Origin of the sequence: Pseudoduganella chitinolytica (genome assembly GCF_029028125.1) — a bacterium.
Lineage (GTDB): Bacteria > Pseudomonadota > Gammaproteobacteria > Burkholderiales > Burkholderiaceae_D > Rugamonas > Rugamonas chitinolytica.
Map to the genome: position 1 here is coordinate 5,707,981 of NZ_CP119083.1, position 21,945 is coordinate 5,729,925.

At 66.3% G+C, this 21,945-nt stretch carries 18 protein-coding genes and 1 tRNA gene; 12 read left to right on the forward strand and 7 right to left on the reverse strand.

Annotation, left to right across the window (positions count from 1 at the left end; all coding sequences use genetic code 11):
* Positions 1–30 precede the first annotated feature (30 nt).
* Both PX653_RS25455 and PX653_RS25460 read left to right on the forward strand, forming a co-directional pair.
* Complete coding sequence (locus PX653_RS25455; RefSeq protein ID WP_277415435.1) at positions 31–762, forward strand: response regulator; 732 nt, start codon at positions 31–33, stop codon at positions 760–762.
* A complete protein-coding gene (locus tag PX653_RS25460) occupies positions 759–2,075 on the forward strand; it encodes an ATP-binding protein (RefSeq protein ID WP_277415436.1) in 1,317 nt (438 codons plus the stop codon). Before PX653_RS25455 ends, PX653_RS25460 begins: the two co-directional genes overlap by 4 nt.
* Positions 2,076–2,082: 7 nt before the next feature.
* Here the strand turns inward: PX653_RS25460 and PX653_RS25465 are convergent, their stop codons facing one another.
* Positions 2,083–2,661: an outer membrane beta-barrel protein gene (locus tag PX653_RS25465; RefSeq protein WP_277415437.1), complete on the reverse strand. Its 579-nt coding sequence runs from the start codon at positions 2,659–2,661 to the stop codon at positions 2,083–2,085.
* Between the two features lie 197 nt (positions 2,662–2,858).
* Here PX653_RS25465 and PX653_RS25470 point away from each other — a divergent pair, with 197 nt between their 5' ends.
* Complete coding sequence (locus PX653_RS25470) at positions 2,859–3,800, forward strand: MYG1 family protein (RefSeq protein ID WP_277415438.1); 942 nt, start codon at positions 2,859–2,861, stop codon at positions 3,798–3,800.
* A 9-nt stretch (positions 3,801–3,809) separates the two neighbouring features.
* Here PX653_RS25470 and PX653_RS25475 read toward each other — a convergent pair whose 3' ends face one another.
* The 3 genes from PX653_RS25475 to PX653_RS25485 are packed head-to-tail and all read right to left on the reverse strand — an operon-like array spanning position 3,810 to position 6,251.
* Entirely contained in the window at positions 3,810–3,953 is a 144-nt protein-coding gene (locus tag PX653_RS25475) for a DUF2256 domain-containing protein (protein ID WP_277415439.1), read from the reverse strand.
* Between the two features lie 19 nt (positions 3,954–3,972).
* A complete protein-coding gene (locus tag PX653_RS25480) occupies positions 3,973–5,826 on the reverse strand; it encodes a rhomboid family intramembrane serine protease (protein WP_277415440.1) in 1,854 nt (617 codons plus the stop codon).
* 38 nt (positions 5,827–5,864) lie between these two features.
* Positions 5,865–6,251, reverse strand: coding sequence for an MmcQ/YjbR family DNA-binding protein (locus PX653_RS25485; protein ID WP_277415441.1), 387 nt, complete (start codon positions 6,249–6,251; stop codon positions 5,865–5,867).
* Between the two features lie 187 nt (positions 6,252–6,438).
* On the opposite strand from PX653_RS25485, the gene PX653_RS25490 reads away from it, so the two are divergent.
* From PX653_RS25490 to PX653_RS25500, 3 genes are read left to right on the forward strand one after another with little or no spacing between them, the layout of a single operon-like run.
* Positions 6,439–11,589, forward strand: a complete 5,151-nt coding sequence (locus tag PX653_RS25490) for a RecQ family ATP-dependent DNA helicase (protein ID WP_277415442.1) — start codon at positions 6,439–6,441, stop codon at positions 11,587–11,589.
* Positions 11,590–11,641: 52 nt separating this feature from the next.
* Positions 11,642–12,973 carry a methanethiol oxidase gene (mtoX, locus tag PX653_RS25495; RefSeq protein ID WP_277415443.1) on the forward strand — a complete coding sequence of 444 codons (1,332 nt, stop codon included), beginning with the start codon at positions 11,642–11,644 and terminating at the stop codon, positions 12,971–12,973.
* On the forward strand, positions 12,957–13,616 hold the full coding sequence (locus PX653_RS25500; RefSeq protein WP_277415444.1) for an SCO family protein: 660 nt from the start codon (positions 12,957–12,959) through the stop codon (positions 13,614–13,616). Before mtoX ends, PX653_RS25500 begins: the two co-directional genes overlap by 17 nt.
* 23 nt (positions 13,617–13,639) lie before the next feature.
* On the opposite strand, the gene PX653_RS25505 is transcribed toward PX653_RS25500, so the two are convergent.
* From PX653_RS25505 to PX653_RS25515, 3 genes are all read right to left on the reverse strand, one after another.
* A complete protein-coding gene (locus PX653_RS25505) occupies positions 13,640–13,795 on the reverse strand; it encodes a hypothetical protein (protein WP_277415445.1) in 156 nt (51 codons plus the stop codon).
* On the reverse strand, positions 13,792–14,106 hold the full coding sequence (locus tag PX653_RS25510; RefSeq protein ID WP_277415446.1) for a hypothetical protein: 315 nt from the start codon (positions 14,104–14,106) through the stop codon (positions 13,792–13,794). Before PX653_RS25510 ends, PX653_RS25505 begins: the two co-directional genes overlap by 4 nt.
* Positions 14,107–14,238: 132 nt before the next feature.
* A tRNA-Phe gene (locus PX653_RS25515) sits at positions 14,239–14,314 on the reverse strand.
* Positions 14,315–14,547: 233 nt separating this feature from the next.
* Here PX653_RS25515 and PX653_RS25520 point away from each other — a divergent pair.
* From PX653_RS25520 to PX653_RS25545, 6 genes are all read left to right on the forward strand, one after another.
* Positions 14,548–15,768 carry a UbiH/UbiF family hydroxylase gene (locus tag PX653_RS25520; protein WP_277415447.1) on the forward strand — a complete coding sequence of 407 codons (1,221 nt, stop codon included), beginning with the start codon at positions 14,548–14,550 and terminating at the stop codon, positions 15,766–15,768.
* Positions 15,769–15,931: 163 nt separating this feature from the next.
* Complete coding sequence (locus PX653_RS25525) at positions 15,932–16,657, forward strand: DsbC family protein (RefSeq protein ID WP_277415448.1); 726 nt, start codon at positions 15,932–15,934, stop codon at positions 16,655–16,657.
* A 97-nt stretch (positions 16,658–16,754) separates the two neighbouring features.
* Positions 16,755–17,213, forward strand: a complete 459-nt coding sequence (locus PX653_RS25530) for a (2Fe-2S)-binding protein (RefSeq protein WP_277415449.1) — start codon at positions 16,755–16,757, stop codon at positions 17,211–17,213.
* Between the two features lie 10 nt (positions 17,214–17,223).
* A complete protein-coding gene (locus tag PX653_RS25535) occupies positions 17,224–19,449 on the forward strand; it encodes a xanthine dehydrogenase family protein molybdopterin-binding subunit (RefSeq protein WP_277415450.1) in 2,226 nt (741 codons plus the stop codon).
* The gene (locus PX653_RS25540; protein WP_277415451.1) at positions 19,449–20,018 is read left to right on the forward strand and encodes a nucleotidyltransferase family protein; all 570 of its coding nucleotides are present in this window, start codon (positions 19,449–19,451) and stop codon (positions 20,016–20,018) included. The genes PX653_RS25535 and PX653_RS25540 overlap by 1 nt, the downstream gene beginning before the upstream one ends.
* Positions 20,015–21,877 carry a M61 family metallopeptidase gene (locus tag PX653_RS25545; protein ID WP_443094345.1) on the forward strand — a complete coding sequence of 621 codons (1,863 nt, stop codon included), beginning with the start codon at positions 20,015–20,017 and terminating at the stop codon, positions 21,875–21,877. The genes PX653_RS25540 and PX653_RS25545 overlap by 4 nt, the downstream gene beginning before the upstream one ends.
* Positions 21,878–21,945: the final 68 nt, after the last annotated feature.

Here is a 21,945-nt window from a genome sequence, read left to right on the forward strand (position 1 = left end):
CCGCCGCCGGAATACGCTATAAAGCTGGGTATGAACGCACCCGACCATATCCTGATCGTCGACGACGACCGCGAGATCCGCGAACTGCTGGCTGCCTACCTGCGCAAGAATGGCTTTACGGTGTCGCTGGCCGCCGATGGCCGCCAGTTGCGCGCGCTGCTGGAGGACACGGCCGTCGACCTCGTCGTGCTGGACCTCATGCTGCCGGGAGAGGACGGCCTGAGCCTGTGCCGCACGCTGCGGGCCGGTCGCCACAAGGCGCTGCCGATCCTGATGCTGACGGCGCGCGACGAGGAAGCCGACCGCATCCTCGGCCTGGAAATGGGCGCGGACGACTACCTGACCAAGCCGTTCGCCGCACGCGAACTGATGGCGCGCATCCATGCGGTGCTGCGGCGCACCCGGATGCTGCCACCCAACCTGCAGGTGGCCGACAGCGCGCCATTGCTGCGTTTCGGCGACTGGCGCCTGGACACGACGGCGCGCCACCTGCTCGATACGGATGGCACGATGGTGGCCTTGAGCGGCGCGGAGTATCGCCTGCTGCGCGTGCTGCTCGATCACCCGCAGCGGGTGCTGAACCGCGACCAGTTGCTGAACCTGACGCAAGGCCGCGGCGTGGAGATCTTCGACCGCTCCATCGACCTGCTGGTGAGCCGCCTGCGCCAGCGCCTGCGCGACGGCGCGCGCGAGGCCCGCTACATCAAGACGGTGCGCAACGAGGGCTACGTGTTCTGCGCCGCCGTCGAGCCGCTGCCATGATGCGCTGGCCGCGCACGCTGTTCGGCCGCCTGGTCGCGATCCTGCTGTGCGGGCTGGTGGCGGCGCAGGCATTGACGTTCGGCGCGGTGTGGTACGAGCGCATGCGCGCGTCGCAAACGATGATGTATGCGTACATGGGGCGCGACGTGGCCAGCTCGGTGGCGATGCTGGAGCGCCTGCCCGCGGCCGAACGGGGCGCGTGGCTCGACACGCTGGATCGCCGTAACTACCGCTATCGCCTCGGTGTGGCCGTGGCCGGCCGCGCCGCGGCGCCGCCGGACGACGCAGCCGCCGCGAGCGTGGCGCAGTGGCTGGGGCCGCGCTACCGGGTGGACATTGCCGCGATGCCGCCCGACTCGCCCCGGCGCCTCGTCATCGACCTGCGCGACGGCACCCCGCTGGCGATCGACTTCGCGCCCGCCGGGATGCCGTTCGCGCAGTGGCTGCCGCTGCTCTTGGCGGCGCAGCTGGCCGTGCTGGCGCTGTCGTGCTGGCTGGCGGTGCGCATCGCGGCGCGGCCGCTGGCCCGCCTGGCGCAGGCGGCCGAGGCCCTCAGTCCCACGCAGGCGGCAACGCCGGTGCCGGAGGAGGGGCCGGCCGAGGTCGCGCAGGCGGCACGTTCCTTCAACGCCATGCAGGCGCGCATCGCCCGCCACCTGCAGGAGCGCACCCGCATGCTGGCCGCCATCGCGCACGACCTGCAGACGCCTGTCACGCGCATGCGCCTGCGCACGGAGCTGATGGATGACGATGCGGAGCGCAACAAATGGCAGGCGGACCTGGCCGCGATGCAGGCGCTGATCCGGGAAGGCATCGCGTATGCCCGCAGCGCGCACGCGGCGGCCGAGCCGGCGGTGCGTTGCGACGTGGATGCCCTGCTGGCGGCCATCGCGGCCGACTATGCCGATGCCGGGCAGGCCGTCACGTTGCGCGGCACGATCGGTGCGACGCTGGTGTCACGTCCGCAGGCGCTGCGCCGGATTGCGACGAACCTGGTCGACAATGCGCTGAAGTTTGCTGGTGCGGCCGAGATCGAGGCCGGCATGGCGGCGGGACGCGTGACGATTGCGGTGCTGGATCGGGGGCCGGGCATTCCGGCCGATCAACTGGACGCCGTGCTGCAGCCGTTTTACCGGCTGGAAGGCTCGCGCAACGCGGCCACGGGCGGCAGTGGCCTGGGGCTGGCGATCGCGCAGGAGCTGGCGGAGGGAATGGGGGCAGCGCTGGCGTTGTCGGCCCGCGCCGGGGGCGGCTTGCGCGCCCAGGTCACGCTGCCGCCGGCGCAAGGCAGGGCGGCAGCGGAGCAGCATTAGAAGCGGATCAGAAGTAATAAGCCGCGGAAACGCCCACGTGCTTGCCGCTGACGTCGCCCCGGTAGCCCGACTTCTTGTACGTCTCGTGCACATAGCGCACCTTGACGCCGAAGTTGGCGCTGTAGAAGTATTCCGCCTCGACCAGGCCGCTGGTGGTGTTGTCGAACTCGAAGTCCATGCCGTCCAGCACGCCGCTGCTGGAGATCTTCGGCTTGTTCGTGTAGCGCACGCCGGCGCCCACGCGCCACTGCGGGTTGATGTGGTAGTAGCCGATCAGTTCAACGGGGAAGCGCTGGAAACGGACGTCGCCGTTGTCGCCGGTGCTGTTGTTGACGTGGTAGTTGATCGTGCCCTGCAGCGAGAAGGCCTCGCTGATGCGGTAGTCCGCGCCGGCCGTCAGGTACAGCAGGCCGCCGGCCTTGAGGTCTTCCGAGTGACCATCCGTGAACTCGACGGTGGCCAGGTTGTCGCCACCGACGCTGAGGCCGGCGCCAACCATGAAACGCACCGGGGAGGCGGCGCTCTGTTGTGCCTGGGCTGCCGTCACGGCGAGCAGGGAAGCAAAAGCGAATGCAAACTTCTTCATTGCGAAAACTCTAATTCAGTTAAAAGGGGCGCAACTGTATCGTTGTATTTTCAAATTTGCAATTCTAAGTTCTAGAAATCATCATCTAATGTCGCTTTTACGATAATCGTCCTGCTGCGGCGGCAGCGGCGGCCATCGCCTTCCGGACGCGATCTCTGTATGATGATTCTTTGCAAAATATAAAGATCTGGTTCTTCATGCTGATAGTTACTCACAATGGCAAGTTCCACGCCGACGATGCCTGGGCCGTCGCGGTACTGCACATCCTGTTCCCGCAAGCGGAGATCGTCAGGACCCGCGACCAGGCCATCATCGACAGCGCCGATTTCGTCGTCGACGTCGGCGGCATCTGGGACCCGGCCACGGGGCGCTTCGACCATCACCAGAAGGGGTTCAGCGGCGCCCGCCAGAGCGGCGTGCCGTATGCGAGCGCGGGCCTGGTCTGGCGCGAGTTCGGCGGGCAGTGCGTGCGCGCCCTGGCCTCGACGCATTGCGGGCATGAGCTGTCGGAAGACAAGGCGCGGGAATTGGCCTACGCCATCGACAGCGATATCGTGCAGTACCTGGACCTGTCGGACGTGGGCGCCGCGAAAAACGCGCCAGGTGGCTACGGGCTGTCGGCGGTGATCTCGGGGTTCAATCCGAACTGGCTGGACGAGCAGCGGCTGGGCTACGGCGCGCCGGCGGAAGCGTTCCGCCTGGCCGAGTTCCGGCGCGCGATGGCGCTGCTGGCGGACGTGCTGGCCAATGCCGTCAAATACCGCGTCGGCGCGCTGCTTGCGGTGCAGCAGGTGCGCCAGTCGGAAGCACTGGAAGACGGCAAGGTGCTGTTCCTGAAAAACAGCGCACTGCCCTGGACGCAGCTGGTGCGCAAGGAAATGCCGAAGGTGTTGTTCGTCATCAGCCACAGCCTGGGCGAGCAGCGCTACCTGCTGCACACGGTGCCGGTCAGCGCCGAGAGTTTCGACGCCCGCGCCGACCTGCCCGAAGCGTGGGCCGGCCTGCGCGATGCGGAGCTGGCCGCCGTCACGGGTGTGCCGGATGCGATCTTCTGCCACAACGGCCGCTTTATCGCGGCGGTAAAATCGTACGAAGGCGCCCGCGAGCTGGCGCGGCAGGCATTGCAGGCGGTGGCTTGAGGCGTTGATTCAACCGGTGCCGCCGCGGCGGCACCGCTCGGAGCAGTACTTCACGTTGTCCCAATCCCGCGCCCACTTCTTGCGCCAGCTGAACGGCAGGCCGCAGCGGGCGCAGGTTTTCGTGGGCAGGTCGGCTTTCTGGCGCATCTTCATTGCGCCATTCTGCCTTGGTTCAGTCCAGGTTAGAGCACAGGAACTTCAACTCGTCGGCGCCGGCCGGCGCGCCCAGTTCACCGGTGACGCTCAGGTCGAGCGTGGTCAGGCGCTGGGGATCGGTGCCGATGACGTACAGGCGCTTGCCGTCCGGTGCGAACTGCAGTCCGGTCGGTTTGCCGTCGTACGGATAGGACGCCACGATGAAGCCCGTGCGCAGGCTGACCACCACCGCGCGACCCTGCGCGGCAAGGGCCAGCCGGCTGGCAGCGCGATCGATGGCGACCGGCACGGCACGCTCCCCTTGGCAGAAGTGCGCCGTCTTTTCCACTTTCTTGCTGGCCAGGTCGATCTGGTCGAGCGCGTCCACGCCCACCACCCAGGCCTTGCCGCGCGCGGCGTCGAAATGGGCGCCGTTCATGTAGCCCGACGTGATGCTGACCTCGGCGACTTCGGCCAGCGTGGCGGCGTCCAGCACCACCAGGCGCGACAGGCTCTGGTCCAGCACCCACACCTCGCGGTCCTGCGCGGCCAGCCAGATGCCCACGGGATGGTAGTACTCGAGTTTATTCTTGCCGAAGACGGCGGATCTGGCGACGATCTTGCGGGTGGCCACGTCGACCGCCACGACCGTGTTGGCCACGTCGTTGACCACGTAGACGCGCCGGCCCGCCGCATCGGCGACCAGTGCGCGCGGCAGCTTGCCCGTCTTGACGGCGGCCGTCATCTTGCCCGTCTCCAGGTCGACGATGCCGATGCCGTCCGTCTCCATCGACGCGGCGTAGGCGGTGCGGCCATCCGGCGCCAGCGCCAGCGCATTCGGATTGTTGGGGAAGCAGGGCGGGTCGTAGCAGCCGATCATCATGCCTTCGGTGCGCGGTCCCTTGATCCATGGCCCGCCGCTGCGTGCGGCCAGGTCCACCACCTGCACCGCGTTCCAGCCTGCCGTGACGGCGATGCGCTGACTGTCTGGCATCAGGTACAGGCTGTGCGGCCGGTGTTCCAGCGCGATCGACGTGCCGGCCGCGATGTCGTCGGTTTCGGTGCGCGGGCCGCGCTTGCGTTCCTCGAGGACAGCGGCGTGGCGCTGCGCCTTGGCGCGCGCGGCCTGCTCCTTCTCCTCCCGCTCCGCTTTCTCCGCGGCGTGCACCTCGCGCAGCGCGATCAGTCCTTCGGACGGCTCGACACGCAGCGCGGCAACCATCGCGGCGAGGGCGGCGCCGCAGATGACCACGGCCGCCAGCGCGCTTTTCAGCCAGCTGGCGTTCGGCGGGACCAGCGCAAAGGCACCGCCGACCAGGAAGCCGCCGATCAGGCCACCGATGTGGCATGCATTGTCGATGCCGGGAATGACAGAGCCGATGACGAGGTTGATGACGATGGTCTGGACCAGCGGCCCGCCGATCTTGACGTCTTCATGGGGATCGTTGTGCCAGCTCGCCACCAGCCAGTCGGCCAGGTAGGCGCCGGTCAGGCCCATCAAAGCGCCCGACGCGCCGGCCGCCACTACCTGGTTGAACGGGTCGGCATGCCACAGCGCGCTGACGATGCTGCCGGCCAGGCCGGACAGCAGGTACACCAGCAGCATGCGGATCGCCCCGAAGCGGCGCTCGGCCATCGCGCCGAACGCGAAGAGCATGTACATATTGAGCGCCAGGTGCAGCAGCCCCACGTGCAGGAACATGCTGGTCAGCAGGCGCCAGGGCTCGTCGTCCAGCGAGTAGGCGGCCAGGTTGGCGCCCCAGCGGATCAGGTCGTCGGAGGAGGGATCGGTCGCGTCCATGCCGCCGATGACCTGCACGACGAACAGCAGGATATTGATGGCGATAAGGGCGAACGTCAGAATCGGGTAGCGGAAAGGCTGGGCGGTCATGAAGATGCGGCAGGTTGAGGATGACCGGGCAGGGTAAATCAATCTTGCCTGAATGGCAAGTCACGTTTCTCGGCAGGGAACGCTTGCCGGCGGGTCTTGCTGAGCGAACCCAGTGCCTTGCCGTAGGACCATTCGACCAGCTCCGCCAGGTAAGGCGCGGGAAACCGGGCGACGTCGACGATGGTGATCCAATGAAAGCGTCCCATGTAGCGGGCCGGTTTCACGCCAGGCACGTCCGTCAACTCGATGAAGCGGTCCGGCGACACGCGCAGGCTGAAGCGCCACTGTTCCGGCTCGCTCGTCTTGAAATAGGCGAAGTTCTTGTCCCCGACCGAATACGTCAGGATATTGCTTGGCGCACCGTGCAGCGTTTCGGTTGCGCCGGGGTAGCCTCGGCAGAAGGCTTGGAGTTCTTCGACGGTCATGGAATGCAGTTCGAGAAATTGGCTCTGGTCGATAATATTGCGGCCATAGTACCCGAGGGCCGCACGTGCCTAGAAAAATTAGGCGATTACCCGTTGTTTCAGATTGCAATATGCTAGTTGATATACAGCGGGTCTTTTTCGTCTTTTAGACATTGCGCTAAGCAATCAATCGCGACATAGTTCGATCATGTCCGCTACGTTCAGCTCCAATTTCAGTGCTTGCTCAGCCGCTGGCCATCCCGGCGTTGCCGCCAGCGTTGTTTCGATTGACCTCGAGGTTGGTCGTGACAGTGGACGCATTCACCGATTCGCTGGCGTACATGGCAAAAACGGGCGGCCGGTGGCTTTTCCGCCCGGTACGCTGTCTGATGCATTGAGAGCCCTCGATGGCCTGGCCGACGAGGCCAGCTATTTACTGGGGCACAACTTGCTGGCCTTCGACCTGCCCCAGTTGCGTGCAGCTCAGCCCAATCTGCGCCTGCTGGGCAAGGATGCGATCGACACATTGCGCCTTAACCCTCTGGCGTTCCCGCGCAATCCCTACCACCATCTGGTCAAGCACCACCACGACGGCTGCTTGCTGGGAAACTGTCGCAACGATCCACTTCTCGATGCCGAACTCGCCCTGCAGGTCTTCGCCGATCAGATCGAGAGCCTGACGGCGATGGCAAAGGAAGCACCGGACCTTCTGCTGGCATGGCATTGGCTGACCACTGAACAGCGTGGGGTAGGCGGACTGGATCATTTTTTTACCGAGGTACGCGGGGCTGCGAGGCCACATGCATCCGAAGCCGAGGCCGCCATGATGCGCTTGCTGGACGACGCCGGTTGCACCCAGGCGCGCCGCGACATCATTGCTCGGGCGCCGCAATTGGCATGGCCGCTGGCGTATGCACTGGCTTGGATCTCCGTGGCAGGCGGCGATTCGGTCATGCCGCCATGGGTACGGCACCAGTTTCCCGAGACGGGGCGGCTGATCCGGCAGCTGCGCGATACGCCCTGCGGCAGACCGGACTGCCGGTGGTGCGAGCGCGAACACAGCGCCCTGCGGCAGTTACAGTACTGGTTCGGCAAGCGTTACACGTTCCGCCCCGAGCCGGTACACAGCGTCAGCGGCCGGCCGCTGCAGCAGGAGATTGTCGAGGCGGCGATGCGAGGCGAGCATTCATTGGGCATCCTGCCAACCGGTACCGGCAAATCGCTGTGCTACCAGGTACCCGCCTTGTCGCGCTTCGCGCGTACCGGAGCCCTGTCGATCGTCATCTCTCCGCTGGTAGCACTGATGGAAGACCAGGTCAACGGGCTGCGTGCACGGGACATTCAGGGGTGCGCTGCCATCAACGGCCTGCTGTCCATGCCGGAGCGCGCGGACGTGCTCGACAGGGTGCGCCTGGGCGATGTCAGCATCCTGCTGATCGCACCCGAGCAGTTGCGCAACAAAGGTGTGCGCAAGGTGCTGGCGCAGCGCGAGATCGGCGCGTGGATCTTTGACGAAGCGCACTGCCTGTCGAAATGGGGACAGGATTTCCGGCCGGATTACCGATATGTGGCGCGCTTCATCCGCGAAAACGCCGAGGCCAGTCCCGGCCAGGAAATGCCCCTGATCCAATGCCTGACGGCCACCGCCAAGCCCGAGGTCGTGGCTGACATTGTCGGCCATTTCCGCGAACGGCTGGGTGTCGAGCTGCGCGTATTTCCCGGGGGCGCCAAGCGCGATAACCTCGATTTCGAAGTGATTGAAACGACCGAAGCCGAAAAGTTCACCCGTGTCGCCGCGTTGATCGAACGGGAGTTGCCGGCCGACGCCCCGGGTGGTGCCATCGTTTACTGTGCCACTCGCAAGCAGGTCGAGGAGATGGCGATTTACCTGTGCAATAAAGGGCATGCCGCTGCCGCCTACCACGCCAAGCTGCCGCCGGAACGCAAGAAGGACACACAGCATGCTTTCATCGCGGGCAAGCTGCGTGTGATCGCCGCAACCAATGCCTTTGGCATGGGCATCGACAAGCCCGACGTGCGCCTGGTCGTGCATGCCGACATCCCCGGCTCGTTGGAAAATTACCTGCAGGAGGCGGGCCGGGCCGGACGCGACCGCGCACAGGCGCGCAGCGTCCTGTTGTACTCCTCCGAGGACGTGGAACGCCAGCACGGCATGTCCGCGGCGTCGCGCCTGTCGCGGCGTGATATCCAGGGCGTGTTGCGCGCCCTGCGGCAACTGCAGCGCAAGAAAGACCGCGACCATGCGCTGGTGGCAACGCCGGCCGAGATCCTGGAAGAGGACCAGGACGGCAAATTCAAGCGCGACGGCAATACCGATGACACCCGCGTACGCACGGCCATCGCCTGGCTGGAAGAGGCAGGGCTGGTGCGACGCGAGGAGAATGCGGTGCAGGTTTTCGCCTCGTCGTTGCGTGTCAGGACCGCGGCCGAGGCCGAGCGACTGCTGGGGGAGCTCGATGCACCGTACCGCCAGCGTTGCCTGCGCCTGGTCGAGTTGCTGTTGGCCGCCGGCGCCGACGACGGGCTGTCCACCGACGAACTGATGGCGGCTGGCGGCTTCAGTGCTGACCTGCTGCGCGAAACCCTGTTCCTGTTCGACCGTCTGGGCATTGCCAGCAACGACATGGCGATGACGGCCTTTGTCCACGTGGCAGTGGAGAACTCATCGAAAAAGCGCCTGCGCGATGCCGCTGTCCTGGAAGCGGCCGTGATCGCCGCGCTGAGGGAAGACGCGCCCGACTTTGGTGTTAACGACACCGCGCCGCTTCATTTGCGGCTGGTGACGCAACGCCTGAAGGATCAGGGATACACGGCACTGCCGCAACGTGTACGCCAGATCATTGCCGGGCTGGCGGGCGACGGGCGCGATGGAGAGGAAGGCAAGGGGAGCCTGACCGTCAAGCGCGGCAGTGACCCCGAGCTGTTGCACGTGACCCTCAACCGGCCCTGGCGCCTGCTGGAACGGATTGCCGAACGGCGCCGCAACGCCGCGGAACGGCTGCTCGATCATTGGCTGTCCGCCCTGCCGCAAGGGGCACGTGGCGTTGACCAGCTGGCGGAAACCACGATAGGCCAGCTGGCAGCGAGTGTGGCCAGCGACGCCCTCCTGGCCGCCGATACGAAAGATATGCGCAAGCTTGTCGAGCGAGGGTTGCTGTGGCTGCACGAGCAGGAGGTATTACGACTGAACAAGGGACTGACCATCTTCCGGCCGGCCATGACCTTGCACCTGGAAAGCAACTGGAAACTGCAGTTTGAAAAGAGTAATTACCAAGCGCTGGCTTTGCATTACGAAGAACTAACCCGGCAAATCCACATCATGGCGGAATATGCGGAGCGCGGCATCCGGCAGATGGCGGACGCCGTCCAGCTGGCGCTGGACTATTTCACGTACACGCGCGAGGAGTTCTGTCGGCGCTGGCTGCCGGGCAGGGAATCGGAGCTGACCCGCCAGACAACGCCGCAGTCCTGGGAGACGATCGTCGACACGCTCGCACGCCCTCACCAGCGCAATATCGTGGCGGACGATCGCGACAGCGCAAATGTACTGGTGCTTGCGGGCCCAGGTTCAGGCAAAACGCGAGTGCTGGTCCATCGGATCGCCTATCTGATCCGCATGCGCCGCGAGAATCCGCAGGCGGTGCTGGCGCTGGCATACAACCGCCATGCCGCTCTGGAGATTCGCAAGCGCCTGGCCGCACTCATCGGCGACGACGCGCGTGGCGTCACCGTTCTGACCTGTCACGCCCTGGCCATGCGCCTGGTCGGGGCGAGCTTCGTCCATCGCGGCGGCGAGGAGGCTGATTTCGATGGTGTGCTGTCCGAGGCGACCGCTCTATTGGAAGGGCGCGGTTTGCCGCCCGAGGATGCAGACGCCCAGCGCGACCGCTTACTCGCCGGATTCCGCTGGATACTGGTAGACGAATACCAAGACATCGGCCCTGGTCAATATGCCTTGATCGCTGCCCTGGCCGGCCGCAAACGCAGCGACGAGGACGGACGCCTGAACCTGTTCGCGGTCGGCGACGACGACCAGAATATCTATGCCTTCGCTGGCGCTTCGATAGAATACATTCGTCGCTATACGGAAGACTACAAAGCGCGCCAGGAACAGCTCGTCGAGAATTATCGCAGCACGCGACACATCGTCGCGGTAGCCAATCTGGTGATCGGCCGCTCCAAGGAGCGCATGAAACAGCAGGCGATCCGTGTCAACGCTGCCCGTGCCAACGCGGCTCCGGGCGGTGTGTGGCAGCAAGTCGACCCGGTGACCCAAGGACGGGTCCAGATCTTGCCGACTGGGCGGAATGCGGATCAGCAGGCGTTGGCCATCTACACGGAGTTGCGGCGCATGATGGCGCTCGGCCTCGACCTGGCCCGGACGGCAGTGATCGCGCGACAATGGAAGTATCTCGACCCGGTGCGAGCCGCCCTGGAAGCCGCCGGAATTCCGGTCAGCATGGCGGACGAGGAGGCGCCGTCGCTGTGGCGCTTGCGGGAAACGCAGGCGTTGCTCGCTTACCTCGAAGGTCTTTGCGCCAGTGACGGCAAGCGTTTGCTCAAGGCCGGCGATTTGCAAAGCTGGTTGGCGGAGCGCGACGGCTCGTGCTGGTGGCGCGTGCTGCGCGAGGCGGTCGATGCGTTTGTCCAGGATACCCAGGAAGCGGAGGTGCCGCTTGCCTATTTCCAGGAGTGGCTGGCGGAATGGGGACGGGCCAGCCGCCTACAGCAGGACGGCATACTGCTGCTGACAGCGCATCGCGCAAAAGGACTGGAATTCGACCACGTCTTCGTTCTTGACGGCGACTGGCGCAACGGGCAGGGCGAAGACGCGGACGCGGCGCGGCGGCTCTATTACGTTGCCATGACGCGTGCCAAGGCAACGCTGACGCTGGCGAACATGGAGCCCGGCAATCCGATGATCGACACGCTGGGCGAGCACGCCTGCCTAGTCCGCAGGCCTCCCATCTCCTGGCTGCCCGCGCCTGGCCCTCTGGAACGCCGTTTTCACCTGCCCGGCCAGCGGGACCTGAAGCTGAGCTTCGCCGGTTGGAAGGAAGCCAACAGTATTGTGCACCGTGCCATTGCCAACCTGCGCGTTGGCGACAGACTAAGTTACGTGGAAGACGAGCAAGGCGCCAGGCTGATGGATGAGACCGGCGTCGTCGTCGGCAGGTTTTCCAAGAACTTCCGGCCGCCGGTCGGCATGCGCTGCGTACTGGCGCGCGTGCGCGCGGTGGTGGTCTGGCGCAAGTGCGACAACGCGCCAGAGTTCCAAGCACGCTGCCAAAGAGATCGTTGGGAAGTTGTCTTGCCGGAGCTGGTGTTCGAGCGTTGACCGTGCCTATAATCGAAGCACTGCAAGCCATAACAATGTGGGGAGAATGCGCATGAAAACGTCGCGTCGTCTGCTTCCTTGCCTTGTCGCCCTGTTGTTGCCGATGGCAACCGCGGTGGCGGACGAGACCTGCAATTCCCCCTACCTGGCCAGCCTGATCAAGGGCCAGGAAGATTACCTCCACGTGTGGACCCTGGGCGTCGCGGGCCTGGGCGATGGGGCGGACAAGCTGGTCACGGTGGACGTCAATCCCCGCTCGGCGAAATATGGCAAGGTGATCGACGTGCTGCCCGTGCCGGGCCGCGGCGAGGCGCATCACATGGGCTTCAGCGACGATCGCCGTTACCTGTGGGCCGGCCGCCTGGACGACAGCAAGATCTTTGTCTTCGATGTCGGCACCAATCCCGCCAGGCCGAAACTGGTGAAGACGATCGACGACCTGCCCGCCAGGAGCGGCTACGTAGGGCCGCACACGTTCTACCCGATCCCCGGGCGCATGCTGATCGGCACCCTCTCGAATGCGCGCGACAAGGGTGGGGCCACCGGGCTGGTGGTGTACAACAACAAGGGCGACTACGTGGCCAGTTATCCCATCCCGACCGCGCTGCCCGGTGGCGCGCAGGCGGACGGCTACGGGTACGACATCGCCGTCAATCCCGGCAAGAACGTCATGCTGACGTCCAGTTTCACGGGCCACAACAACTACATGCGGGACCTGGGCAAGTTGATGGCCGACCCGGCCGCCATGAAACAGTTCGGCAACACCATGGTGCTGTGGGACTTCAAGGCCATGCGGCCGACGAAAGTCTTCAACACGCCCGGCGCGCCGCTGGAAATCCGCTGGTCGCTGGCCGAGGGCGACAACTGGGCGATCACCGCGTCGGCGCTGACGTCGAAACTGTGGCTGATCCGCCAGGACGAGCGCGGCGAATGGCAGGTGCGCGACGTGGCGGCCATCGGCGACCCGGCCAAGATTCCGCTCCCCGTCGACATCTCGATTGCGGCCAACGGCAAGAGCCTGTGGGTGAACACGTTCATGGACGGCAAGACCAGGCTGTTCGACCTGACCAATCCGGCCGCCCCCAAGCAGGTCTACGAGAAAGTCACGGGCAAGCAGGTCAACATGGTGAGCCAGAGCTGGGACGGCAAGCGCGTCTACGTGACCAGCAGCCTGCTGGAGAACTGGGACAAGAAGGGCGCCGACAACGAGCAGTTCCTCAAGCTGTTCAGCTGGGACGGCAAGGAGTTGCGGCAGCAGTGGGCGATCGACTTCACCAAGGAAAAGCTGGGGCGGGCCCACCACATGAAGTTTACCGCCAAGCCCGCCGCTGCCGTGGCCATGCAGGGCAGTGCCATCGCCGACCGCAGTGGGCCGTCGCGCTGACGCCTTGTTGTGCGCCGCGCTGGCCTGCACGGGCCTGGCGCATGCAATGGCGGCAAGCCCGCCGCGCCAGCAATTCGTCGCACCCGCGCCCGGCAGCTACCGGCTGGAAGCGATCCAGGCCGCGCCCGATGGCGAAGTGCTCGCGCCGGACGGCGCCGCAGGGCCGCTGCGCCGCTACACGACGGGCAAGGTAACGCTGCTCAGCTTCATGTACACGTATTGCGTCGACCCGGTCGGCTGCCCGCTGGCGTTCGAGACCTTCTCCAAGCTGCGTACCCGGCTGCTGGCGAAGCCTGCCGAGGCACGGCGGGTGCGCTTCGTCAGCCTGTCGTTCGACCCCACCAACGACACGCCCACGGCGCTGCGCCACTATGCCGGCCCGCTGGCCTCGCCCACCAGCGCGCTGCGCTGGCATTTCCTCACCACGCGCAACGTCGCCGCGCTGCGCCCCATCATCGATGGCTTCGGGCAGGACGTGGCGGTCACCTTGGACGAGCAAGGCCGGCCGACCCGGCTCTACAACCACCTGTTGAAGGTGTTCCTGATCGATGGGCGAGGGCGGGTGCGGGAAATCTACACGACGGCTTACCTGATGCCGGATGTGATCCTGAACGATATCCGGACGTTGTTGCTGGAGCCGTGACGATCAGCCCCCGCAGGCAGACGTCACTGCATCCACGCCGCCGCAGCGCCGTTGGCATACTGGCATCCTACCAGCAGCTTGCCGGCCAGCTCGGGATGGGACAGCTGGAACGCGACGATACTGGCGGTCGGGCGCACTTCCCGGCTGGCCGGCGAGTAAGCCTCTTCCTGCAGCTTCAACGTGGCACGGCCTGGCTGACGGATTTGTCGGGGACGGCCAGCAGGATGCGGCCAGGGGTGACGACCACCTCGGCGGACGAGTAGCCCAATGCGCTGACCGGTTGAGGCAACCGGTACAGATCCGCGGACGGCGCACCGAATTGTTTTGCCGGCTTGGCAAACGCCGGTTGCTTGGCCGCGAGGTCGCGCATCAGCGTCGCAAGCTCTTTGTCCTTGAGTTTGCAGGACAAGGCATTTTCCAGCAGTGGGGATGGCGCTGCGATGGCGCTGGCGGAACAAGCGACCAGCAGGCAAGCGATGAGTTTTTTCATGGTCGATAAAGGGGTGCTTCGAACGAACGCGTTACTTTATTGACAATGTCGGCGGTTGTCCATATGGCCGAGCAGGCCGAGGGCAGGCCAAAACAAAAACGCCACCCGAAGGTGGCGTTCTGCAAGAATTCTTGGTGGCCCGGGGCGGAATCGAACCACCGACACAAGGATTTTCAATCCTCTGCTCTACCAACTGAGCTACCAGGCCAAGAGGCCGCATTATAGCAGGCAAATGCAGCTTTGCAATAGTGGTTGAGCATGGATCTCAGATATTTGCGAAGAGCGCAACGATTGTCAGCGCCTTCCGGGCTTTCACTCAACAACCAAGGGCGACGCTCCCTGCTGGAAGCCGTGCAGCCCCTCGCCATTCCCCGGCCGGCGTAGCGCCGGGACTGAACCATCCGGATGCCGCCCGCGACTTGCCCTCGCTATAATGGGCGAATGAACAAGTCCTCCACTCTCTCCAGCAAGCAGCACGTGCAGACCGCGGTCTGCATCGTCGGTAACGGCGCCATCGCCAAGACGGCCGCCCTGGCGTTCGCCCAGGCCGGGCAGAGCGTCACGCTGCTCGGGCCGCCGCCGGTCACGCCGCCGGATGGGCTGGAGCCCAGCTGGGACGTGCGGGTATATGCGCTGAACCATACGGCGCAGGCGCTGCTGGCGTCGCTCAAGGTGTGGGGCGCGCTCGATGCCGGCCGCGTGGCGCCGGTGGACGCGATGATCGTCAAGGGCGACGGCGAACAGCCGGGCCACATCAATTTCGATGCCTATGGTGCCCACGCCGACACGCTGGCGTGGATCGTCGAGGACCGCAACCTGAACCAGGCGCTGGACGCGGCGCTGCGCTTCGCGCAGAACGTGCACGTCGTCAGCGGCCGCGCGGTGGCGTTGCACACGACGGCCGAAGGGGCCAGCGTGCAGCTCGACGACGGCAGCGCGATCCGGGCCGCGCTGGTCGTGGGCGCGGACGGCGCGCAGTCGTGGGTGCGCGGCCAGTGCGATATCGGCCTCGATTACAAGCCGTACAACCAGAAGGGCGTCGTCGCCAATTTCGACTGCGAGCTGCCGCACCATGGCGCCGCGCTGCAGTGGTTCACGTGCACGCGCGGCATCGTGGCGCTGCTGCCGCTGCCGGGCAACCGTGTCTCGCTGGTGTGGTCCGCTCCGGACGCATTGGCCGACACGCTGTGCAGCGAGGGCGCGCAGGCGCTGGCCGACCGGCTGGCCGAATTCGCCGGTCCCAAGCTGGGCAAGCTGACGCCCGTCCAGCCCGAAGCGGTGCGGGCCTTCCCCTTGACCCTGATGCGGCCGCACTCGCTGGTGGCCGAGCGCGTGGCGCTGGTCGGCGACGCCGCCCACGTCGTGCATCCGCTGGCCGGCCACGGCATGAACCTGGGCTTCGGCGACGTGCGCGACCTGGTGCAGGCGGTCACCGCGCGCGAGGAACACCGCTCGATCGGCGACGACCGTGTGCTGGCCCGCTATGCCCGCGCGCGCAAGGAGGAGGTGCTGGCGATGCAGGTCACGACGGACGGCCTGCACCGTTTGTTTACCGCCAACCTCGAGCCCGTGCGCATCGTGCGCAATTTGGGGCTAAACTTGCTGGACAAATTACCGGTCGTGAAGCGGCAGCTGATGTCGCATGCGCTCGGCAGGCACTGACGCATCGTTCAACAGGCTTGGACAAATTCCGCACAAAATCAGCACAAGTGCGATGCATAATCGGTGCAAGCTGTCCTGTGCTGGCCACGCACCACGACAACGCCAACAACAAGATGCCCCGGCGCCGCAAGGCGCGCGGGGTCCGTCCGATTCCGGAGATCCTATGAAACTGCTGAAAACCGCTTTTGCCATCGCCTCGCTGATGGTGCTCACCCACGCCGGCGCCCAGAACAGCGTCGAGGCGACGATCCGCAAGAACGTCGAACCGAAGCTGGGCGAGAACGTCAAGATCGACTCGATCCGCGAGACGCCGTATGGCGGCCTGTACGAAGTCCGCGTCGGCAACGACGTGCGCTATACCGACAAGACGGGTTCCTACCTGATCGTCGGCCACGTCTTCAACCTGAAGACGAACGAGGACCTGACGCAGACCCGCCTCGATGACCTGAACAAGATCAAGTTCTCCGACCTGCCGCTCGACCTGGCCATCAAGACCGTCAAGGGCAATGGCAAGCGCGTCATCGCCGTGTTCGAGGACCCGAACTGCGGCTACTGCAAGCGCTTCCGCCAGCAGACGCTGAGCCAGGTCGACAACGTCACGATCTATACCTACCTGTACAACATCCTGTCGCCCGATTCGGCCGTCAAGTCGAAGAACGTGTGGTGCTCGGCCGATCGCGCCAAGGCGTGGGACGACTGGATGCTGAACAACAAGGCCGCGCCGGCCGCGCCGGCCAACTGCAGCACGCCAAACGACAAGGTGTTCGCCCTGGGCCAGAAGCTGAACGTGAACGGCACCCCGGCGGTCTTCTTCGCCGACGGCACCCGCATCCCGGGCGCGATCGACCTGAAGACGCTGGAAGCGCGCATGGCGACGGCCAAGCAGTAAGCGACCTTTCGCAGTTGAACAGAGCGGGCAGCCAGACCCGCAGGAACCGGCGCGCCATCGAGCGCGCCGTTTGCTCATCCATAACAGGAGTGAATCCATGGTGACCTTGAACATCAACGGCCGCGACATGCAAGTCGACGCCGACCCGGCAACCCCCATCCTGTGGGCCCTGCGCGACAACCTCAACATGACCGGCACCAAGTTCGGCTGCGGCGCCGCGCTGTGCGGCGCCTGCACCGTGCACCTCGAGGGCCAGCCGATCCGCTCATGCATCACGCCCATCTCCGCCGCCGTCGGCCAGAAGATCACGACGATCGAGGCGATGGAAGGCGACAAGGTCGGCAAGGCGGTGCAGGATGCGTGGGTGCGGCACGACGTGCCGCAATGCGGCTACTGTCAGAGCGGCCAGGTGATGAGTGCCACCGCGCTGCTGCGCACCAACAAGGCGCCCACCGACGCCGATATCGACAGCGCCATGGCCGGCAATATCTGCCGCTGCGGCACCTACCAACGCATCCGCGCGGCGATCAAGGATGCCGCCAAGACCCTGGCCTGAGGAGATCCGCATGCGCAAGGAATGGTTCAAGGAAAACGGACTGGCGACCCTGGCCGGTGGCGAGACCGGCGGCGTTTCGCGGCGCGGCTTCATCAAGGCGGCAGGCGCGGGCCTGGTGCTGGGCTTCACGTTCACGGGCGGCGGCCGCATGGCGCGCGCCGCCGGCATCCCCCAGGCGGCGCAGCAGCCGAATGCGTTCCTGCGCATCGCGCCGGACAACACCATCACCGTGCAGGTCAACCGGCTGGAGTTCGGCCAGGGCGTGCACACGGCGCTGCCGATGCTGATCGCCGAGGAGCTCGATGCCGACTGGTCGCAGATCCGCGGCGTGCTGGCGCCGGCCGGCGAGGCGTACAAGGACCCCGCCTTCGGCATCCAGATCACGGGCGGCAGCGGCAGCGTCGCGCACTCGTGGGTGCAGTACCGCGAGATCGGCGCCAAGGCGCGCGCGATGCTGGTCGCGGCGGCCGCGCAGCAGTGGGGCACCACGCCGAACCAGGTCAAGGCGGCGCGCGGCGTGCTGACGGGACCGGGCGGGCGCAAGGCCACCTACGGCGAGATGGCGGAGGCCGCCGCCAGGCAGCCGGTGCCGGCGAACGTCGTGCTGAAGAACGTCGAGGACTTCCGCTTCATCGGCAAGCCCATGCCGCGCCTGGATGCGCGCGCCAAGTCGAACGGCAGCCAGCAGTTCGGCATGGACTTCAAGCCGGAAGGCACGAAGGTGGCTGTCGTCGTGCGTCCGCCCGTGTTCGGCGCGAAGGTGAAATCGTTCGACGCGGCCGCCGCGAAAGCGCTGCGCGGCGTGGTGGCGGTCGAGCGCGTGGCGCTGGACCGGGGCGCCGAGGGCATCGCCGTGATCGCGGATGGCTACTGGCCCGCCAAGCAGGGCCGCGATGTGCTGAAGGTCGAGTGGGACACGAGCGGTGTCGAGAAGGTCGACACCGCCAGGCAGTTCGCCGCGTTCCGCGCGCTGGCCGCCAAGCCGGGCACCGTGGCGAAGCAGGCCGACACGTCGAAGCTGGCCGCCGCGCCGAAGAAAATCGATGCCGTGTACGAGTTCCCGTACCTGGCGCACGCGCCGATGGAACCGCTGAACTGCGTGGTGGACCTGAAGGCCGATGGCTGCACCATCTGGGCCGGCAGCCAGTTCCAGACGATGGACCAGGCGGCAGCGGCAAAGACGGCCGGCCTGCAGCCCGAACAGGTCACCTTGCACACGATGATGGCGGGCGGCGGCTTCGGCCGGCGCGCCACGCCGTCGTCGGACTACATCGTCGAGGCGGTCAACGTGGCCAAGGCCTACAGGGCGAGCGGCAAGTCAGGCCCCGTGAAAGTGATCTGGAGCCGCGAGGACGACATCAAGGGCGGCTACTACCGCCCCGCGCACGTGCACCGCGCCGCGCTGGGCCTGGACGGCAAGGGCAATATCGTCGGCTGGGACCACACCATCGTGGGCCAGTCCATCATCACCGGCTCCGCCTTCGAGCCGATGATGGTCAAGAACGGCGTGGACAATACGATGGTGGAAGGGATGGGCGAGCCATACAAGGTTTCCCTGAACCTCTCGGTGCACAACGCCAAGGCCAACGTGCCGGTGCTGTGGTGGCGCTCGGTCGGTTCCACCCATACGGCATTCGTGATGGAGACGTTGATCGACGAAGCGGCGCATGCGGCCGGCATGGATCCGGTGGCCTACCGCAAGAAGCTGATTCCGGCGGACCACCAGCGCCACCACCTGGCGCTGGACCTGGCGATCGGCAAGTCCGGCTACGGCAAGAAGAAGCTGCCGAAAGGGCAGGCCTGGGGCGTGGCGCTGCACGAATCGTTCGGCACGGTCGTCGCGTACGTGGTCACGGCTTCCATCGACAAGGGCGTGCCGAAGCTGCACACGGTCACCGCCGGCGTGCATTGCAACCAGGCCGTCAATCCGCTGACGATCCAGGCGCAGGTGGAGGGCGCCGTGCTGATGGCCGTCGGCACCACGCTGCCGGGCGCCGCCATCACGCTCAAGGACGGCGTGGTCGAACAAAGCCAGCTGTCCGATTACGCGGTCGCGCGCATGCCGGACATGCCGCAGGTCGTCGTGCACATCGTGCCCTCGACCGAGCCGCCGACCGGCATGGGCGAACCGGGCTTCCCGCCGCTGGCGCCGGCGTTCGCCAACGCCATCTACCGGCTGACGGGCAAGCGCCTGCGCAAGCTGCCGTTCGACCTGGCCACGGCCGTCAAGGTGTGATGGCGGACGTCGTCGGCATTTTGCTGGCGGCCGGGCGTGGCCGCCGGTTCGACCCGCAAGGGCAGCGCAACAAGCTGCTGCAGCCGCTGGCCGACGGCGACGTCGTCGCGGCGGCCAGCGCGCGCCACCTGCTGGCCGCACTGCCGCGCGTGATCGCGGTGGTGCGGGCCGACGACGACGCCACCGCCGCCCTGCTTGCCGGGGCGGGCTGCGAAGTGACGCGCTGCGCCGATGCGGATACCGGCATGGCCGCGTCGCTCGTGCATGGCTTGCGCGCCGCACCGCAGGCCGCCGGCTGGGTGGTGGCGTTGGCCGACATGCCGCGCGTGCAGCCGGCCACGATCGCCGCGCTGCGCCAGGCGGTGGCGGAGGGCGCGGACATCGCGGCACCTGTCCACCAGGGAAAACGGGGCAATCCGGTGGCCTTCGGCCGCCGCCACTTGCCCGAGCTGCTTGCGCTGTCCGGAGACCGCGGCGCGCGCGGCATCGTCAGCAACCATCCCGTCAACGAAGTGTGCGTGGACGATGCGGGCATCCTGCTCGATATCGATACGCCAACCGATCTATGATGAAAAAGAAAAAAACCACCAGCCAGGCACCGGCCATCGCCTATGCCATCGCCGCGAAGGATCTCGCGGCCCACCTGTTCCAGGTCACGCTGACCGTGCAGGCACCCGCCGCCGACGGCCAGGTGCTGGCGCTGCCGGCCTGGATTCCGGGCAGCTACATGATCCGCGAGTTCTCCCGCAACATCGTGCAGATCCGCGCCGAGGCGGATGGCCGCGCCGTGCCGCTGACGAAGCTGGACAAGCATTCGTGGCAGGCGCCGCCCGTGACGGGCCCGCTGGTGGTGGTGTACGACGTGTATGCCTGGGACCTGTCCGTGCGCGCGGCGCACCTGGACCAGACGCACGGGTTCTTCAACGGCACCAGCGTGTTCCTGCGCGTGCTGGGCCAGGAGGACGTGCCGCACGTCGTCGACATCCGCCAGCCGGAGCATGAGGCGGCGCGCGCGTGGCGCGTGGCCACGGCGCTGCCGGAGCTGAAGGCGCGGCGCTACGGCTTCGGCACCTATGTCGCGGCGGACTACGACGAATTGATCGACAGCCCCGTCGAGATGGGCGACTTCGCGCTGGCGACGTTTACGGCGCACGGGGTGCCGCACGACGTGGTCGTCACGGGCCGCGTGCCGAACCTGGACCTGGAGCGCCTGTGCGCCGACCTGAAGGCCATCTGCGAAACCCAGGTCGCCTTCTTCGAGCCGAAGACGAAGCAGGCGCCGATGGACCGCTACGTGTTCATGACGCTGGCCGTGGGCGACGGCTACGGCGGCCTGGAACACCGCGCCTCGACGGCGCTGATCTGCGCCCGCGCCGACCTGCCGACCACGGCGCAGCGCGGCAAGGACCGCAGCGAGGGTTACGTCAAGTTCCTCGGCTTGTGCAGCCACGAGTACTTCCACACCTGGAATGTCAAGCGCATCAAGCCGGCCGTGTTCGCGCCGTACGACCTGCAGGTGGAGAACTACACCCCGCTGCTGTGGTTGTTCGAAGGCTTCACCAGCTACTACGACGACCTGTTCCTCGTCCGCAGCGGCATGATCACGGAACAGCAGTACTACAAGATGCTGGGCAAGGCCGTCGGCGGCGTGCTGCGCGGTGCCGGCCGCACCAGGCAGAGCGTGGCCGACTCCAGCTTCGACGCCTGGGGCAAGTACTACCGCCAGGACGAGAACGCGCCGAACGCCATCGTCAGCTATTACGCCAAGGGGTCGCTGATCGGCCTCGCGCTGGACCTGACCATCCGCACGAAAACGGCGGGCAAGCGCTCGCTGGACGACATCATGCTGGCGCTGTGGCAGCGCTACGGCCGCGACTTCTATCCGGATGGCCGCCGTGGCGTCACCCCGGGCGACGTGGAAGCGCTGTTCGACGAGATCAGCGGCATGAAGCTCAAGCCGTTCTTTGAAAAATACATCCGCGGCACGGAGGACGTGCCGCTGGCGAAGCTGCTGGCGCCATTCGGCGTCAAGTACACGGACGAGCGCAAGGGCGACAAGCCCAGCCTGGACGCGAACATCGGCCGCGAAGGTGCGGACTGCAAGCTGTCCGCTGTCCACGAGGGCGGTGCGGCGCACCGGGCCGGCCTGTCGGCAGGCGACCTGCTGGTTGCCATCGACGGCCTGCGCGTGACGGGCAATCCGTCCAACCTGGAGGGGCTGCTGGGCCGCTACAAGGTAGGCGACACGGTGCAGGTGCACGCGTTCCGGCGCGACGAGCTGATGACGTTTGCCGTGCAGTTGCAGGGCGACCGGGTACCGGGCATCACGCTGGCCATCGACACGGCGCGCAAGCTCGATGTCGTTCGGCCTACGATGGCGCGGCCGACGATGCCGCGGCCGGCGCTGCCGCGCGCCCGCGGAGGATGACGGCTGGATGAAGTTGGCTGGATCCGTTTAGCCTGGTGCTGATGGCATCGAGGATGTGCGGCGTCATT

Coding starts and splice junctions, on each gene's coding strand:
- PX653_RS25455 (WP_277415435.1), top strand. CDS start 31: ATGAACGCACCCGACCATATCCTGATCGTCGACGACGACCGCGAGATC.
- PX653_RS25460 (WP_277415436.1), top strand. CDS start 759: ATGATGCGCTGGCCGCGCACGCTGTTCGGCCGCCTGGTCGCGATCCTG.
- PX653_RS25465 (WP_277415437.1), bottom strand. CDS start 2,661: ATGAAGAAGTTTGCATTCGCTTTTGCTTCCCTGCTCGCCGTGACGGCA.
- PX653_RS25470 (WP_277415438.1), top strand. CDS start 2,859: ATGCTGATAGTTACTCACAATGGCAAGTTCCACGCCGACGATGCCTGG.
- PX653_RS25475 (WP_277415439.1), bottom strand. CDS start 3,953: ATGAAGATGCGCCAGAAAGCCGACCTGCCCACGAAAACCTGCGCCCGC.
- PX653_RS25480 (WP_277415440.1), bottom strand. CDS start 5,826: ATGACCGCCCAGCCTTTCCGCTACCCGATTCTGACGTTCGCCCTTATC.
- PX653_RS25485 (WP_277415441.1), bottom strand. CDS start 6,251: ATGACCGTCGAAGAACTCCAAGCCTTCTGCCGAGGCTACCCCGGCGCA.
- PX653_RS25490 (WP_277415442.1), top strand. CDS start 6,439: ATGTCCGCTACGTTCAGCTCCAATTTCAGTGCTTGCTCAGCCGCTGGC.
- mtoX (WP_277415443.1), top strand. CDS start 11,642: ATGAAAACGTCGCGTCGTCTGCTTCCTTGCCTTGTCGCCCTGTTGTTG.
- PX653_RS25510 (WP_277415446.1), bottom strand. CDS start 14,106: ATGAAAAAACTCATCGCTTGCCTGCTGGTCGCTTGTTCCGCCAGCGCC.
- PX653_RS25520 (WP_277415447.1), top strand. CDS start 14,548: ATGAACAAGTCCTCCACTCTCTCCAGCAAGCAGCACGTGCAGACCGCG.
- PX653_RS25525 (WP_277415448.1), top strand. CDS start 15,932: ATGAAACTGCTGAAAACCGCTTTTGCCATCGCCTCGCTGATGGTGCTC.
- PX653_RS25530 (WP_277415449.1), top strand. CDS start 16,755: ATGGTGACCTTGAACATCAACGGCCGCGACATGCAAGTCGACGCCGAC.
- PX653_RS25535 (WP_277415450.1), top strand. CDS start 17,224: ATGCGCAAGGAATGGTTCAAGGAAAACGGACTGGCGACCCTGGCCGGT.
- PX653_RS25540 (WP_277415451.1), top strand. CDS start 19,449: ATGGCGGACGTCGTCGGCATTTTGCTGGCGGCCGGGCGTGGCCGCCGG.
- PX653_RS25545 (WP_443094345.1), top strand. CDS start 20,015: ATGATGAAAAAGAAAAAAACCACCAGCCAGGCACCGGCCATCGCCTAT.